General features: G+C 51.2%; 17 protein-coding genes and 1 pseudogene. 13 read left to right on the plus strand and 5 right to left on the minus strand.

Translation table 11 applies throughout. The annotated features are described in order from the left end of the window. Window positions 1–223: 223 nt before the first annotated feature. The gene (locus MHN28_RS17710) at window positions 224–670 is read right to left on the minus strand and encodes an Lrp/AsnC family transcriptional regulator (RefSeq protein WP_239343906.1); all 447 of its coding nucleotides are present in this window, start codon (window positions 668–670) and stop codon (window positions 224–226) included. Between the two features lie 120 nt (window positions 671–790). Here MHN28_RS17710 and ltaE point away from each other — a divergent pair, with 120 nt between their 5' ends. The 11 genes from ltaE (at window position 791) to MHN28_RS17765 (ending at window position 10,830) form a co-directional block, all read left to right on the plus strand. Further along, window positions 791–1,825 carry a low-specificity L-threonine aldolase gene (gene ltaE, locus MHN28_RS17715; RefSeq protein ID WP_239343907.1) on the plus strand — a complete coding sequence of 345 codons (1,035 nt, stop codon included), beginning with the start codon at window positions 791–793 and terminating at the stop codon, window positions 1,823–1,825. Next, window positions 1,815–2,252 (plus strand): hypothetical protein, encoded by a 438-nt coding sequence (locus MHN28_RS17720; RefSeq protein WP_239343908.1) that lies wholly within the window; start codon window positions 1,815–1,817, stop codon window positions 2,250–2,252. Before ltaE ends, MHN28_RS17720 begins: the two co-directional genes overlap by 11 nt. A 171-nt stretch (window positions 2,253–2,423) precedes the next feature. Beyond that, entirely contained in the window at window positions 2,424–3,290 is an 867-nt protein-coding gene (locus MHN28_RS17725) for an AAC(3) family N-acetyltransferase (protein ID WP_239343909.1), read from the plus strand. A gap of 681 nt (window positions 3,291–3,971) precedes the next feature. Next, on the plus strand, window positions 3,972–4,946 hold the full coding sequence (locus MHN28_RS17730; protein WP_239343910.1) for a DUF4440 domain-containing protein: 975 nt from the start codon (window positions 3,972–3,974) through the stop codon (window positions 4,944–4,946). A 259-nt stretch (window positions 4,947–5,205) separates the two neighbouring features. Beyond that, window positions 5,206–5,523 carry a divalent-cation tolerance protein CutA gene (gene cutA / locus MHN28_RS17735; protein WP_239343911.1) on the plus strand — a complete coding sequence of 106 codons (318 nt, stop codon included), beginning with the start codon at window positions 5,206–5,208 and terminating at the stop codon, window positions 5,521–5,523. A 264-nt stretch (window positions 5,524–5,787) separates the two neighbouring features. Next, the gene (locus tag MHN28_RS17740) at window positions 5,788–6,411 is read left to right on the plus strand and encodes an RNA ligase family protein (protein WP_239343912.1); all 624 of its coding nucleotides are present in this window, start codon (window positions 5,788–5,790) and stop codon (window positions 6,409–6,411) included. Between the two features lie 282 nt (window positions 6,412–6,693). Beyond that, a complete protein-coding gene (locus MHN28_RS17745) occupies window positions 6,694–7,434 on the plus strand; it encodes a heparin lyase I family protein (protein WP_239343913.1) in 741 nt (246 codons plus the stop codon). Between the two features lie 334 nt (window positions 7,435–7,768). Further along, window positions 7,769–8,698, plus strand: a complete 930-nt coding sequence (locus MHN28_RS17750; RefSeq protein ID WP_370645744.1) for a restriction endonuclease — start codon at window positions 7,769–7,771, stop codon at window positions 8,696–8,698. 4 nt (window positions 8,699–8,702) lie between these two features. After that, window positions 8,703–9,437, plus strand: a complete 735-nt coding sequence (locus tag MHN28_RS17755) for a sensor histidine kinase KdpD (RefSeq protein ID WP_239343915.1) — start codon at window positions 8,703–8,705, stop codon at window positions 9,435–9,437. 2 nt (window positions 9,438–9,439) lie between these two features. Then, window positions 9,440–9,883, plus strand: coding sequence for a hypothetical protein (locus tag MHN28_RS17760; RefSeq protein WP_239343916.1), 444 nt, complete (start codon window positions 9,440–9,442; stop codon window positions 9,881–9,883). 506 nt (window positions 9,884–10,389) lie between these two features. Continuing rightward, window positions 10,390–10,830 carry a GNAT family N-acetyltransferase gene (locus tag MHN28_RS17765; RefSeq protein WP_239343917.1) on the plus strand — a complete coding sequence of 147 codons (441 nt, stop codon included), beginning with the start codon at window positions 10,390–10,392 and terminating at the stop codon, window positions 10,828–10,830. A gap of 335 nt (window positions 10,831–11,165) precedes the next feature. On the opposite strand, the gene MHN28_RS17770 is transcribed toward MHN28_RS17765, so the two are convergent. After that, a complete protein-coding gene (locus tag MHN28_RS17770; RefSeq protein ID WP_239343918.1) occupies window positions 11,166–11,657 on the minus strand; it encodes a nucleotidyltransferase in 492 nt (163 codons plus the stop codon). Window positions 11,658–11,691: 34 nt separating this feature from the next. After that, a complete protein-coding gene (locus tag MHN28_RS17775; protein ID WP_239343919.1) occupies window positions 11,692–12,822 on the minus strand; it encodes an epimerase in 1,131 nt (376 codons plus the stop codon). Window positions 12,823–12,848: 26 nt separating this feature from the next. Between MHN28_RS17775 and MHN28_RS17780 the strand changes: the two are divergent. After that, window positions 12,849–12,971: pseudogene (locus tag MHN28_RS17780) on the plus strand (IS5/IS1182 family transposase); the annotation flags it as partial. Between the two features lie 241 nt (window positions 12,972–13,212). On the opposite strand, the gene MHN28_RS17785 reads toward MHN28_RS17780, so the two are convergent. Next, the gene (locus tag MHN28_RS17785) at window positions 13,213–13,632 is read right to left on the minus strand and encodes an AAA family ATPase (protein WP_239343920.1); all 420 of its coding nucleotides are present in this window, start codon (window positions 13,630–13,632) and stop codon (window positions 13,213–13,215) included. A 39-nt stretch (window positions 13,633–13,671) separates the two neighbouring features. Next, entirely contained in the window at window positions 13,672–14,307 is a 636-nt protein-coding gene (locus MHN28_RS17790; protein ID WP_239343921.1) for a histidine phosphatase family protein, read from the minus strand. Between the two features lie 503 nt (window positions 14,308–14,810). Here MHN28_RS17790 and MHN28_RS17795 point away from each other — a divergent pair. Then, window positions 14,811–15,182, plus strand: a complete 372-nt coding sequence (locus MHN28_RS17795) for a hypothetical protein (RefSeq protein WP_239343922.1) — start codon at window positions 14,811–14,813, stop codon at window positions 15,180–15,182. The last annotated feature ends 41 nt before the right edge of the window (window positions 15,183–15,223 follow it).

A 15,223-nucleotide genomic window follows, 5' to 3' on the forward strand; every position in this document is an offset into this window, starting at 1 on the left:
GCGTTGGGCAACCTAACGCCAATGGAATTTGCAGAGAAAATGAACATGGACAAACTGGCCGCGTAAGGCCATCAAACCGAACCCAAGGACTCTCCGAAGGTTGGAGGAAACTTGGGGCTCAGGTCAGTCGGAAATCGCTACCATCCGCGTTATCCACCGCGAACTGATAAAACGCGGACAAAGTTTCCGTTCGCCACGAGCAAACCAATGACTACTGTCGCGCCTAAAGTGCCAAGTCGAACTTGTGCTGTTCCAAAACAAATAGCGATTGATACTGGAGCACATTTCCGTCTTCGGCGAAAAGCCTCTGGCTCAAGTCCTGAAACTCTTCCATGTCAGCCAAGTTCATCATGACAACGGTGTCCGTTTCGCCTGAGACTGAATAGATTTGAGAGATCGCTGCTTCCGTTTTCATGTCGGCCAGCCATTGCTTTCGTGCGGTAACACCGTGATCAGCCAGTTTGACAGTGACAATCGCCTTGAGAGGTCGATCCATTTTCTTGGGATCAGTGAGAGCGATCACACCTGTGATGACACCCTTTTCCTTGAGTTGACGAACACGCCGAAGACAGCTTGACGGTGCCAGACCAACGAGATCGGCAAGATCGTTGTTCGCGATAGATGCGTCCTTCTGGAGCTGGCTAAGTATCTTGCGGTCTATACGATCCATGGTCGCTTGCTCATTTATTGCATGCAATTGCAATCAGATTGCAAAACTTCGCAAACTTCAATCACCTATTTCATAGGCTATCGGGCAGTTTGAGTTCAAATCAACAAAGGCCCTGACGATATGAAACAGAAACTCGAACTAGATTTTAGAAGCGATACAGTCACCAAACCCTGCTTGCGAATGCGCGATGCCATGGCCAAAGCCGAGGTGGGAGATGACTACTACCATGATGATCCGACGGTTCAGGAACTGGAATGTTTCGCCGCAGATCTCTTTGGAAAAGAAGCAGCACTTTTGACGCCTTCCGGTACTCAATCCAACCTGATTGCAGTCATGTCTCACTGCCAGCGCGGAGAGGCCTATATCGTGGGGCATCTCTCTCATTCCTATCTGCGCGAGTTGGGAGGTGCGGCCATGATTGCCGGGGTGCAGCCGCAGGTCGTCCAGAACCAAGGTGATGGCACATTGAAGCTGGAAGACATCAAAGCTTCTCTTTTCCCAGCCTCTATCCTGTTTGCGCCAGTTCGGCTGATTGCGGTCGAAAACACTATAGACGGCAAGGTTCTACCGCTGGATTATTTGCGCAGTGTTTTGCAGTTAGCGGCAGAACACGATCTGAGAATCCATATGGACGGCGCCCGCATTTTCAATGCAGCCGCCACGCTAGGCTGTCTAGTTTCGAAAATTGCCAGCTACTGCGACACACTCAGTTTTTGCCTCTCCAAAGGGCTTGGCGCACCAATTGGCTCAGTCCTTGTCGGGTCTGCGGAGGTGATCGAGAAAGCGCGCAGGCATCGGCAAATGCTGGGCGGCGGAATGCGGCAAGCCGGGATCATTGCCGCAGCGGGCCTATATGCGATGCAGAACAATGTCTCACGATTAAAGTCTGATCATGCGCGGGCCGCAGAGCTTGCCGCTGCCCTGTCACGTGTTCCCGGCCTTACCGTTGAAGCGCCGCAAACCAACATGTTGTTCTGCGATGTGGATGCGTCTGTTCAGAGCAAGTTTTCAGGATTTCTGAAAGAAACCGGGATACGTATCTCCGGCAATTCAAAACGGCAACGTTGGGTCACGCATCTTGGAATTGATGACACGGCTTTGGCCTCCACTGTGAAACTCCTCGCCCAAATGCAGGATGTATGCGATGCAAGCTGAATCACTGGATCATATCCAAGTTAGCGCATGTCGATTGGAGCCGGTCTGGGTAATCCATGTGGAGCTTGGACCGGAAGATGACGATTGTATCCGGCAGGCTCTATGCGACGAGGTACGCCTAACCTACGGGGATTATGACCATGTGTCCCTTGAAACTGCCATCGGGACACAGTTCTTTCGAGGCGCAGAAAGCACCGCCAGCGGGCCTATGGAGTCCGCGACGAGCAGACAAGCCCGAGTGCTGTCATTTTCAATTACGAAGGACAGTGACTTGTTGGATGCTGCAATGAGCGTCATTCATCGTCTTCACTCTTATGAAGAACCGGTGATCTACGTCCAGGATGCATTTGCAAGCCGTTCCCTACCTGAGAAACGAGAAAACGAAAACAAATGGTGGATGAATACCAAAGGAGCGGCCATTCGTTGACTGCGCAGCATCTGGTAAAGAGGGCTCGCAGTCAGATTTCGCCGTCGGCAGCATGAACGATGGCTCCTGTTCCGCCAATGACCGCGGGTTCAACGAAATTGCAAAAGATTAATGGCTTAGCCATGCCCGCTATGACCGGTTCCGCGATGCCTGAGCCGCGTCTCTTGCTGCGTGAGCATCAAACCACGAAGAGCCCAAATTGCTGATTTTGCATCTGCGGCGTTGGTGTTAATCAACAGCATGGATTCAAATTTTCACACATTAGAAAGCCTCGTTTCTGATCTCGTTTCGCTTGGTGTTCAAAAAGGCGACGGGCTCTTTGTACACGGTTCAATGAAGGCGGTTGGTCCGGTCGTAGGTGGCCCAAGAACAGTCATTGAAGCGCTTCTGCGAGCGGTCGGTGAAACCGGACTGGTCGGAATGCCTGGCTTTTCCGGAGATGCATACTTTCCGGCTGAAATGGACCGGTCTACACTGAGGCCAGATGAGATCGCCCAAATCGAAGATTCAGTGCTTGGGTTCGACAGCGTGAAGTCGCCGACGTCGGGCATGGGGGTTATTGCGGAGACATTCATAACTTGGCCAGGAACAAAGCGCAGCGGCCATCCGGCAGTTTCGATCTGTCTTAACGGTCGGGAAGCAAATAATTTTCTTGAAGAACACAGTCTAGAATGGGCGACAGGAGAGCAAACCCCTCTTGGAAAGCTCAGAGATCGCGAGTCGATGAAAATCTTGCTCATAGGAGTAGGCTGGAACCGATGCTCGGCCCTTCATACTGCTGAGACACTTGCGACACACAGGCGGATCAAGACCCGGCGGTTCAAGAAGGGCTCCATAGATGGGTCGTGGATTGAAACACCTGATGTGGCTGATGACATGAATCGGCTATTTCCAGCAGTGGGTGCGGCGTTGGAAACGCGGGCACTGTTTCATCCAAAGTTTTTGGCAACGCCCAATGCAAAATCTGCGACTATCGGGCTCTCGTCGAGTTTGCCTCGGTCTGGATCGACCGTGCAAACGCACAGAGCGGTGAACTAAGTTAACTGAGTTATCGAGGGAACGTGCGCTCGATCCGTGACCTGTAATTTACCCCAAGATCTTCGCTGCGCTGATCCTCAACGACTGGTTTTCCTGCTGCGCGACAGCGTCCCGACTAGTGCGACTGCAGCGACTTTCATGCGGCGAGCGTGCGCAGCACAAATTCGAGATGGCCGGGTTGGGCTCAAGACAGTCATCCGCTGCGCCAATTTTAAGCAGGCGGTTTGAGCCCAATCCGGACCTTAATGGTACGTTGAGGCTTCGCTCGTGCAGCAAGTCGCAAACGGCCCATTTCGGACGTTCAGTTCCTGGTGGCGAATAGCAGTAGAGCGCAAGCAGCGGCCTTTCACGAGCTTTCTGCATATGTCTGGCTTGGCCGTAGCAAGACAAAAAAACCGTGGCACGTAGTCACTTCGGGTGACAACATCATATTCTCATATCTGCCAAAATCTCAGGTACTGCGATGATAGACCGGAGTGCTATGTATGGACCCCTTACTAGTTAAGGTAGCGTCAGATGTGTTTTCCAAGAAGGCACCAACTGAAGATGAGTTCTATTGCAGACATTCCTGTACCTGGCTGCAATTCTTCCGCATTTGGAGGCGGCGAAGGTTGGCAACCACAACCGCATTTAGACTATGCTCCACAAAATATGAAAAAGCGGATTGACGGCTAGAAACCTATGACAGAAGCCATTGAATTGTCAGACCAGAATGCCGCTGTAATGAGTGTTATCACACGCGAAACCGCAGCGTTCCTGCGGCAGGATTTTAATGATTGGGCCGCGTGTTGGGTTCACGACGAGCGTACCCGAGAGGTCTGTGTATCATCGTCCTTCGGTGCAACGGTTCACGAAGGATGGGATAAGCTCAGTTCTTACATGCGTGAAGTAATTGAAGGTGGTTCAGTCTGTAACATTTCAAACGTTCAGCGTTCCAACGTCGCTATTACCATTAGCGGTGATTTAGCTCACGTCGTTTTTGATGAAACATCCAAGAACGCCTATGGGAGGATCGAAAATACGTTTGAAACTCGTGTATTAGAGCGAACTGAAGGCACATGGCGCATCTTATACGCCTCGTTTGTGTTGCGCGGGCATCAATACGTCGACGCAAGTAGGCTGGCCGTTGATGCCAAGGGGCAAATTCTGGGAGCACCAACGGAGGCACGATCACATCTTGAGAGGCATCCAGGACTTCAAATCTCAAACAACAGGTTGCGTGGCTCAAAACCTGCGTGGGACAAAATCCTCCAAACTGGCTTGAAACAAGCGGCCGAACAGCACGGGTACTTCCAGCATTACAAGTATATGACTGAAAGCGGACGGAATTTTCGACTTCCAATCGTTTTCGGGGAAACTGATGAAGGCGGCGTAGCAGTCTGCGTATTGTTTGTGAGAGACGGGCTGACTTTCGTTGAAACGCAAAACGACGATGATATCGATGAACGATTGAGCATTGCAAAATCTGTCTTTGGACTTTCGGAAGGACAAATGCTTCTGGCGCATCGCATTGTAAGTGGTGACAGCTTAACAACTGCTTCGGATACGCTCGGGATCAGCGTGAATACAGCCAGAACACATCTCTCCCGTATCTACACAAAGACGGGGGTGAACACGCAAACCGCATTGGTTCGAACCTTGCTCAGCGTCGGATGAAGAATTCACTTTACGGACATTCGCCGCGACGCAGATGCCGGTAGATGGCTCGTGCCGTCATACTCTGCGGTGTGTTCCGACTGACACATCGAGCCCTTACCGGACCTTGATCACACCTCGGTCTTTCGCTCATGCGGCAAGTCGCGAACCGCTGCAGAAACGGCACGACCAGGTGGCGATACGTTGCAGGAGTAACAATGGTGTCGGAATGGACCCGTGTTAGACTAAGAACTCAGGTTTCGCGTTTGTGAGATTGCAGATGATAGTCAAAATTTGGGTCAACTGCCCATCCGAGAAAGTCGCTGACCAGATCGCGGACAGGCTTCTTGAAGAGCGTTTGGTTTCCTCATCGAACCGCTACACTGCAACTAGCAGTAAATACCTCTGGAAGGGAAAAATCGTAACCGCGCGGGAGGTCCCACTTCTGCTGAAGACCCGAAAAGAGCTTTTTGGCGTAGTCGTTGAAGCGATCCGCAGGATGCACCCTTATGAGACGCCCGGTATTCTCTCGATTGATGTTGACCAAGCCAACGGTGAATATCTTGAGTGGATGATTGAAAGCACGCGCGAGATCTAACCAAAGCTCAAACATAACGGCCTATAACCGCTGTATCTTTGGGCTCACTACCGACTTTCTCTGCGGCGAGCTCGGGCAAGCAGATGAGCCCCAAGCCGCCGTCGCTCCCTAAATTGGCTGCTGCGGGTGCATTAGGCCGCCTACAACACATTGCAGACCTTGGACCCCAAGTGTCCGTCAATTGTCTGAGTGAAATGATCGGTTGTCTGCAATGAGCCCAAAGTTACCTTGCTGCCGACTACTCGGACACGCTATGGCGTAGCCATGAAAAAATATGGCCGAACATTCCATTTGCCAATCTCACCCGGAACAACAAGTGACGACAAAGTCATGTCTTCACTTGATGGTCTTATGGTCGATGATCTCATCATCACAGAAAAAATGGACGGCGAAAACACGACGATCCATAGCTCTGGAACCCATGCCCGCAGCCCCGACAGTCGCTACCATCCCTCGCGTGACTGGATCAAAGCGTTCGCAGCGGGTATTTCTCCGCAACTCAAGAATGGAGAGCGCATAGTAGGTGAAAACCTTTATGCAAAACACTCAGTGGCTTACGGTGCGCTGCCGTCCTACTTCATGGGATTTTCTTGGATCCTTGATGAGCACATCCAACCGTGGGATGACACCCTCCAAAGGTTCGAAGAATTGGGGATTACACCGGTTACGGAAATCTATCGCGGCCCATATGCTGAACGGCTTTTCGAAGGCGTCGCCAAGCAATTGGACTTGTCGAAACAAGAAGGTTTTGTTGTTCGCGACGTTTTGGGTTTCAATGAAAACGAGATGCCACGTCGTATGGGGAAATATGTGCGTGCCGATCATGTTCAAAGCGAAACACATTGGATGAAATCTGAACTGGTGCGAAACCGATTGGCAAAAAGCTAACGTCGGCTATGTCCGCATAACAGGCCTTCAAACCGTCTGAACCGACCCGATGACCTACTGAAACCGCCAGATGACCGGTTCGAGCCCTTAACAGACCTTCGCTATCCTCTGTTGCTTCGCTCGCGCAGCAAATCGCGAACCGATCAATGCTGCCGCTCGATATGGAGCGGGGCTGGTTCGTGATATGATTGCTCGCACCTGACATACATTGAGGTAAAAGGTTGCCAGATCAGATTTTGGATTTCTAAATGAGTACTTAATAGCGTTCAGGAGAGTTTATTTATGGATCGAAGGGTGTTCATTAAGGCGATGTGTTTAGGCGTCGTGGGTATTGCCGGTCAGTTTCCATCTTCGGCATTTGCTCAAGAAATCCGCCAAAAACTAAAACGAGCAAGCAACTCTGTTGGCAAAAGCCGCCGTGTTCGAATTGAGGGCGAAAAAGCTTGGCAATTCACGTTACCCCCAGATGGTCGAGAAAGTGAAATTGCCGCGGAATCTTCTGGTCGCCAACGCGAAGAGCTCAGAGATTACTCAAGTAGTGCACGCGGAACTGTAATTTATCGACTCCAATTCATGCTTCCTAACATTGATGATCCAGATGGGCGGCTGGAAGCCAAGTTTATATTTTTTCAACTTAAGCCACGTGATAAGCGAGGAGTTGGGTTTAACCCCTATCTGACTGTCGAGGTGCCAAAAAATTATCGGAGTAAAGGTCCTAAAGTAGATTTCGAATTTCGCAATGGAAGAGTTCGTGAGGTTCGCTCAGGCAAACCAGTGATTCCGAACAGATGGCACACTCTTGAAGTGATCGTAAAGTGGAGTACCCAGCGTGACGGTTTTGCCGACGTCAAGTTGGATGGCAGATCCATTGCTCGTCATGATGGGTTCACTGGTCCAGATATCGGCGACCCACTGCCCAACTTTGGCATCTATCGGTCGCATCTGAACAACGTCAATCCGTCACGATTAGAAACTATCAACTTATGTATTCGTAGATATAAAGTGGAGCGTATAGCTAGTTAATCCCTTCGGTGGTTCTAGTTAATCCCTTCGGTGGTTCTAGACGACAGAGGCTAAAATGAGCCCTTACCGGCCGTTAGTCGTGCTTTGTGACTTTGCCTATACAGCAAGACGCGAACCGCAGGTTCCGGACCTAAAATTCATCGTCACGAACCAAGTTTGTGCACGACCATCCGGTCATTTCTTTTACGATTTGTGTGTATATTGTAGGAGGTCCATGCCGGATCAGTAGCACTGGAGAGGGGGAGTCAGGATGAGCGGTTTTCTGGCATAGGTTGCGCCTAGTTGTTTCGGTCGCTACCATAGCTCAGCTGAGCAATGGATAAGCGTGACACCAGTGCAAGAGTCAGAAATCTTAGAGAAAATCTCAAATCGAACACCAACGGAGTTTGAAAACCTAGTGTTCGACGTTGTCCGTTCCTTGGGCTTTCAGAATATCGTCTGGCGAACGCCTGGAGCGGACGGTGGACGCGACATTGAGGCATACCTAAACACCTCTGATCCAACTGGGTTTAAGAGTGTCCAAAAATGGCACGTCGAGTGCAAAAGATACGAAAAAGCGATCAATTGGACCACAGTTTGGGAAAAAATTTCTCATGCGGACGGCCTTGGTGCCGACGTGCTTTTTCTCGTGACCAACTCAACACCGTCACCTCAGTGTGAAGACCGAATTTCCGACTGGAATAATCAAAGGCGTCGACCTGCAATACGAGTTTGGAGGGGCTATAATTTTCCGAGCATATTGCGGTCCAACCGCGACATAGCAGTTGCCCACGGCATCCTTGATTCAGACGGAGAGGCCAACGGTCTAGGGGCGGCATTCGCCTCAGAGCTGGCAAAGCTAGTTCAAAGCGCTCACGGCGCAATTGAATTCGGCAGCACATCCAAAACAGCTATAGAAGCAGCTTCTGCCTTGGCAGAACTCCTCGAGCACCGGCTCCGCGACTTAAATCAGCACGGAAAATTTCAAAAAGGCCCTTTACTGCCTCGAAACAGCATTCCAGCCTGGTTGAAGATAAGCGGATCTTATGCTGACCCTGAGGACGTGAGTTTTCGTGCACTCACGGCGTTAATGCGTCACTTCAGGCAGTGCAAAATCGTACATGCGGAATTCAACGGGCAAGATTGGTTGTTCTCCTTCGAGGAAATGCGCGTTGGTGCGACGAATGACTTGCAGAAAAACTTGAAGAACTCTTCCCATTGGCTTCGATGCGATGACATCGTTGAGGAACCTGATGGCCGTGTACGTGTTCGAATCAGGGACTAACGATATGGACAAAGACCAAAACGCGACAAAATCAGAAGATGATGAAATAGATCTCACCTTGCTGGCAAATTTCACTCACCAAATTATTAACCCGTTGAACGGGGTTGTAGGCACTCTTGACAACCTTATCGACGGAACAATTGGACCGGAGCGAAGAGAACAAAGAACCGCGGCTGCGCGCGCGCAATTAGAAAACTGCATTACTTTGGTCCGGAACCTTGCATACCTAGCCTCGGGACAAAGCGCATTCAGCTCCACAGTTGAAAGGAAGATAGTGGTTCCTCAAGTGATTATCGAGGCCGCAATGTTCTATCAGGAGGAGGGCAAAAGGAGAAAAGTTTCGATTGACCTTGAGAATCGAGAGGTCCAGAACAAGGTAATTGGTCACCCCGAAACACTTAAGCAAGTTTTAATGAATTTGTTTGATAACTGCATCAAATACAGTCGCTTTGGATCGCAAGTTTTGGTGCGCCAGTGGATCCAAAATGGAACTAGTGAGGCAGTAATAACCGTACGCTCTTTCCCAGAACATGAAGTCTCAAATGAGGACTTGAAAAGTATTTTCGAACTTGGTTTTCGAGGATCAAACGCGAAGCAGATGGTGGCGTCTGGAACAGGCCTAGGCCTGCACATTTGCAACCACCTCCTCAAGACTAAACACAACGGTTCAATATCTGTTCAAAGAGATGGCGATGCGCTACTCTTCACACTCAAACTTCCCGGTGCTTGGAGGGACTAGTTTTGGCGAAAACAACTGATACCAAAACGATAGTTGTTCTAGATGACGAGCTGTTCAACATCGAATGGCTGATCGACTACTTAGATGCAAAAGGATACAATCCACTTCCTTCATCTAGTGCAGACGAAGCAATTCAAATGATTTCGGCTGAAGTATACCGCGCGCTGATACTTGATTTGAATGTTCCAATGCCAACAGAATTGTCTGCTGCAGCTGGAAAGCTTGGTGCCGTTTATCAGAGGTATCCCGGGCTTTTTGTGGCCTATAAAGCGCGAAACATGGGCTACCGAGATCGCCAGGTGATCATATATTCGGTACATCGAGACTCCGAAGTTTCGGCTGAGGCTGAGAAAATTGGTTGCACCTACATTCTGAAGGGGCGCCCAGCAGAGTTGAAGAGCGAACTCGAGCAGGTTCTGAGCTTTGACCCCACTGACAGAGATTAAAAGCAACAACAGCCATGAGCGAGCTGCGGCTCGCGATTTGCGTCCAATCTGGAAATACCTTAACCAGTCTGCGCATTCCCCAAAACCTCAACTCCGCAAAGCAATCTCTGCGCAAAGCGGACATGCGATGCTGGCTAGGCTGCGCGTGCGGCGAAAGTCGGCTCCGTGGCCTTTTTTGCCTTTGGGGCGCTCACCGGTCGCATCAATTATTGTTCAGTTGGGTTATCTATTGGAACTGACACCGAGTCTGGATGATCGCCGCGCGGTAAATGATTGGCCGGTTCTTGCGCCGCGCGACAGCATAGCGGTTTTCGCTCGCGCCGCATTTTTCGTGCCGCATGCGCGCAGTGAGAAAACCCAAGAAACAGGTAGGGCTCTCCCGGCACCTTCGCCGCGAGATCCATGAACGACTGTTCTGGGCTGGACCGCCTTTTGCCGTTCGGTGCACGAACTGGTTAGACGCGGAAAAAGCTGTCATTCACCAATTATAGTGGTAGTTGGGATTGATGTCGGACGCGATCAAAATATCCCCCTTGAATCCAAGTTCAGATCAACTCGAACGGCTAGCCATTGAGGCGGCGGAGCAAGGCTATTCGTTTTTTAACCGCCTCATCAATGATGCTAAATCTGGCGCTAACAATTTCAGCAGAACAGGCGAGTGCTTTCTTGGCGTATACAGCGGTAAGGTGCTGGTGGGATGTGGTGGGATTAACTTTGATCCATTTACAGACCGAAAAGTTGGACGTCTCCGGCATGTTTATGTCCTTGACTCTTACAGAAGAAAAGGGATCGCCAGTAACCTGGTGAAAAAACTCCTGGAGCATAGCAAAGCCACGTTTAGCACCATCAGGCTTCGCACGCCTGATCAAAATGCAAACGAGTTCTATGAGGCTATTGGGTTTTCCCGGATCAACAATGAACACGCAACTCATGCAATTGAGATTTAACCGTGTGAACCGCATCGGTGCTAAGGGCTCGAAGCGGTCGTTCTCTGCGGATCGCAGGGACTGGTCAAAAGAGCCCAAAACCGCCGTCGGCAAGGCTTCAGCCCATTGTTCGTGCGGCGCGTCGCGAACCGCACGGTCCGGTCGTTCAGCACCACTTAGCAATCGGCTGGAGGGCGCAAAGGAACTGGCATGGCCTTCTGAAAAATGACTGCTTTTTTTTTGGCTCACTGTTCCAACAGGCAACTATCGTTGTCGCCAAAAGGCAATGTGTTTTGACGCTTCCTGCACTGGGTCAAAGGTCGGCAGTAGCCTGATTTGTTCCATCGATCAGTCATTCAATGATGGGATTGAAGTTCGTAAACATCTTGCTTGTCGAAAGGCCTGCCCAGAACAGTCTTGTAGGCCGACAACTGAGACGCTGGCATAACCAATATTTCATATCCAAGAACATTCCGGCGCACTGAAGATTCATAGTCAATTGGCAGTTCGACCCATTCTCCAGTGCTTCTATTTTGAATACGGGTTTTCGTCCCAGAGTCCGCAATTTCGAGTTTCTGCCCACGAAAATTGGCTTTGAGATATGTTAGATCCCAACCGAGTTCCTTGATCGCTTCGGGACCCCAAGTGATGGTTTCTCGGATTTCCTCAAAAAATGCGTCACTCGCTTGGGAAAAATCGATGTATACGTCGATATCGTTCAGTGGACGCGTCCCGCCATAGGCGAGAACGGCGAGCCCTCCCACGACCTGATAAGAGATAAGATGCTTCTCGAATAGCCCGACTATCCAGCCAAGAGCGGCGCTTTGGCGAGAAATATGATCATTCATCAATTCCCTCCAAATAACATTGGCCAAACACAACTCACGATGGGCTTGCTTCGAGCAATTGTGTTTCCTGGTCGGTCTTCATTCCGCACTTAAGCGGGACATGCCTCCTCGCTCGATCCCATGATAGCAAGGGTAGTATTGTCTCCCGCAACGGTCGGCAGGTTAGTCCCGCCAATTTCGCCTTTTCAGTCCCAATGGATAGAAAGCACCGAAACTCTGGTAACGACGGTGCCATAAGTGGAATGTCCGACCATGGGGCAATGTCGGCCGCCATGATGGAACTTTCCTCGACCCACACAATCTCTGCTTCGGAATTGCTCACCTCCGCAATTTGGGACAGGACCTCTGCCATTGGGATGGGCTCGCCAGTCACATTCCAAACTCCGGTCAGTGCTTCGTTCCCGCATCGTACGGCAAACTGTGCAACATCTTTGACATCTATCATTTGCACGAAACGGTCTTTGGGCGCAGGTGCTGGCACGCGTTGGCGTACGTCGTGTGCTTGATCCAACCTGCGTACCCACCATGTCAACCGATCAGAGTAGTCACCTGCACCAACTAAAAGCCCAACTCGTAAAGAGGTTGCGCGCTCACCTAACATCTCATCGGCCTTGCGTTCGCAGGCACGTTTGAGAGGGCCATAGGAAGCTCCATAGGCAAACGCGGATGCACGATCTTCAGAGGATAGGCTCGCAGCGGTTTCAAAATCTGATGGCTTGGCGTCCGGGACGGTCGCAGTTTCATCTTGACCATCTTCGATGAACGTCCCGTAGGCGGATACTGACGAAATCAGAACGTACCTTGTGATCGCCGGATCGATCGCTTTCAGCAACCGTTCTACGGCCTCAGGGGTAAAGGCACAGGTATCGAAGACCCAATCAAATGGCTTGTTTTCCAGCGGTGTCAGGTCTTCATATCGGTCGGCCTGGATCACTTCGACGCCCGGTATACTCGAAGCCTTTGTTATCCCGCGTGAGAGGATCGAGACCAAATGGCCACCCTCCACCAACGCATCAACAATTGCGCCACCCAAAAAGCCCGTTCCACCGACAACAAGACAGCGCATGCAATTTCCTTTTGAACCAATCACGGGAAACCTATCAAACACCCAAAGAATGTAAAATGAGCGCACAACCAGAGTTGTAGGGAGCAGCAAATCCGGCATTCGACAGACCAGCCTCAATATCGGCCAATCTAATCGAAATCATGTTCGGCCGGCTCAAGGATTGGAGGCGTGTGGCCACCCGATACGACAGATGCCCCAAAATCTTCCTCTCGGCCATCGCCCGCGCGGTAACCGTCATCTATGGCTAAGAATCCCAACCGGTCGTTGACATACAAGTTGGGTGCGGCGGCTACATTCGACAGCTTTTCGTCGAATGCAGACCTAGCCTTCAGAGACGTGACTGCGAGCGGTGCTCCAAAACCGCCAATGGGATCACAGCGCGCCACACCCGCGCAATACAATTCCCGCCCGCTCATCAACCGATGTGCGCGGCAACACTTCCATGTCGTATCCAAAGGCATCCAAAGCGTCTGTAATTCGACGATGTTCCTAAACCGCGGTTTCAAAGTCATGGCGGCGCTCGGCGTCTTCAACAAAAATCTCCTTCCAGGGCGGGACCACGAACACGCGCTTCGCGTAGGCGCGGTTTTCGCCGAGCGTCTCTCGTACAGATTGGCCGCCTGAGTGCTCAAGAGCGACAGCCGCATCGATCAGACCCCTGTCAAAAAAGATGGGCCCTTCCACGCGCTGAGCTTCTTTCAGGTCGGATTTCGCCATTTCGACGGCGCGCAGAGCGAACGCCTTCATGTCCACCCAAGGAAGCGCCTTGCCGTCCCCGGCGACTTCGTTCGCGACTATGCGCCGACCAGGTTCCGGGACGGTTGCGAAGCCAAGCGCACCAAGCGCCTTCAGCAGTATTGATTTTCCGCCGCCCGAACAACCCGTCAGAAGGATGAATCTATCCGCCAATGCCACACCCTCCCAATGTTTAAAAAGAGTTTGTATAAGCTAATGCGTTGACACCGAAAGATGCTGAGCGGTTTCATCTGGTTTGTCCGAAACGATCAGATTTTCCAGCGGTTGCCATCCTGACCGCGGCTTTGAGCCCGGGCCTTCAAACTCAAAGAAACACCCGCCGCCACCGGGCCCTTGATCGAATTGGCGGCTGATCGGTAAGCCGGAAAGATAACAAAACAAGAGCGTTCCGACACCGCCATGACCGACAAATAGAACGTCACCTGTCTCACACGCCCTTAAGCACTTTTGAACCTCTGACACTATTCGGGTTTGCGCCGCTTTTGCAGATTCCCAACCCCTCACACTTTTTTCCGGGTTGGCAAAGAACTGATCAGCAACAGTTTCAAACTCTTCAGAAGGGAGGAACCCCGTTGCACTGCGGTCATTCTCGTGCATGGCCTCACGAAATTCAAACCGGCACCCGAGCGCGTTCGCCAGTGGCGACGCGGTTTCAATTGCCTTGGTTTCGGCACTGCTGATGACATGTTTTGTCCCAACCAGCGCACCTGATGCGGCAAGCGCCGCAACACGTTTCATACCTTGATCGTTCAGTGACCAGTTCGGAATGGGGTTGGCAGGGTCAATCAAGACCTGCGGATGGGAAAGATATCGAATAATTTGGCGCAAAACTACACTCTGTCAGATGGTCAATTAATCTAAAAACTCTACGTTCGGAGATTTCAACATCTTCACTCCGTTGTCGAGCACAAGAGAGCCAAAAGCACATGTGATCACACACTCTAGCCCGAGCTTTTTATCGGTACCGGCACTAAGCAGTAATTATTTGAGACATTCTATCTGTGGATAGAATGAGCCCATTCCGGAATGACAGTGAGGGTCAAAGGAGCGCAGCGGGTGGACAACGATGTGTTGGCGACCGGAGCCTCACTCGCTAAGCTCCGCATCGCAGAGGCGCAGAAGCGAGGCATGAATGCGGAAGATCATCGTCACAGGTGCAAATGGTGTCGGAAAAAGCCGCTTCGCGTCAGAGTTGGCTTCAGCCCGTCCAGAAGTTCCCGTGGTTTCCTTTGACGCCATCAAACTACGGACAGGGTGGCAGCAACGCCCACGGCCAGAGATAGATGCAGCTCTGGCCATGGAGCTAGAAAGGGAAGCATGGATACTTGAAGGTGGGCCGAGTCTATTGTTTCAAGCAGTTGGGAAAGCTGATGCGCTGGTCTGGCTGGACCCACCTGAACTTGTCAGGGCATGGCAGCTTGCAACGCGCCCGTGGAAATTTCTTGGAAAGACCAGACCAGAATTGCCGCCTGGCAATGTCGATTGGCCTTGGCAACAATACCAATTCGCTGTTCGCAGTCTCCGAAACGCATCAAAGTTTCGCAGGAGCATCTCAGAAGTATTTGGAAGTGCAGATGCTATTCAAAAGTGGCGGTGCCGAGACGAAAAAGACCGTGTCGCGGTCATCAGTAAGTGGGCAAAGCCACAGACAGAGCGAAGAATTGGGCTTACTTAAGCCAATCTCTGTGGCGCGCTTCGACTGATGCTTAGAGCCGAGGGTGTGTGAAAACTCCGGCCCACGAGC

The sequence above is a fragment of the Ruegeria sp. Ofav3-42 genome, assembly GCF_022347725.1.
In the GTDB taxonomy this organism is placed as follows: Bacteria; Pseudomonadota; Alphaproteobacteria; order Rhodobacterales; family Rhodobacteraceae; genus Ruegeria.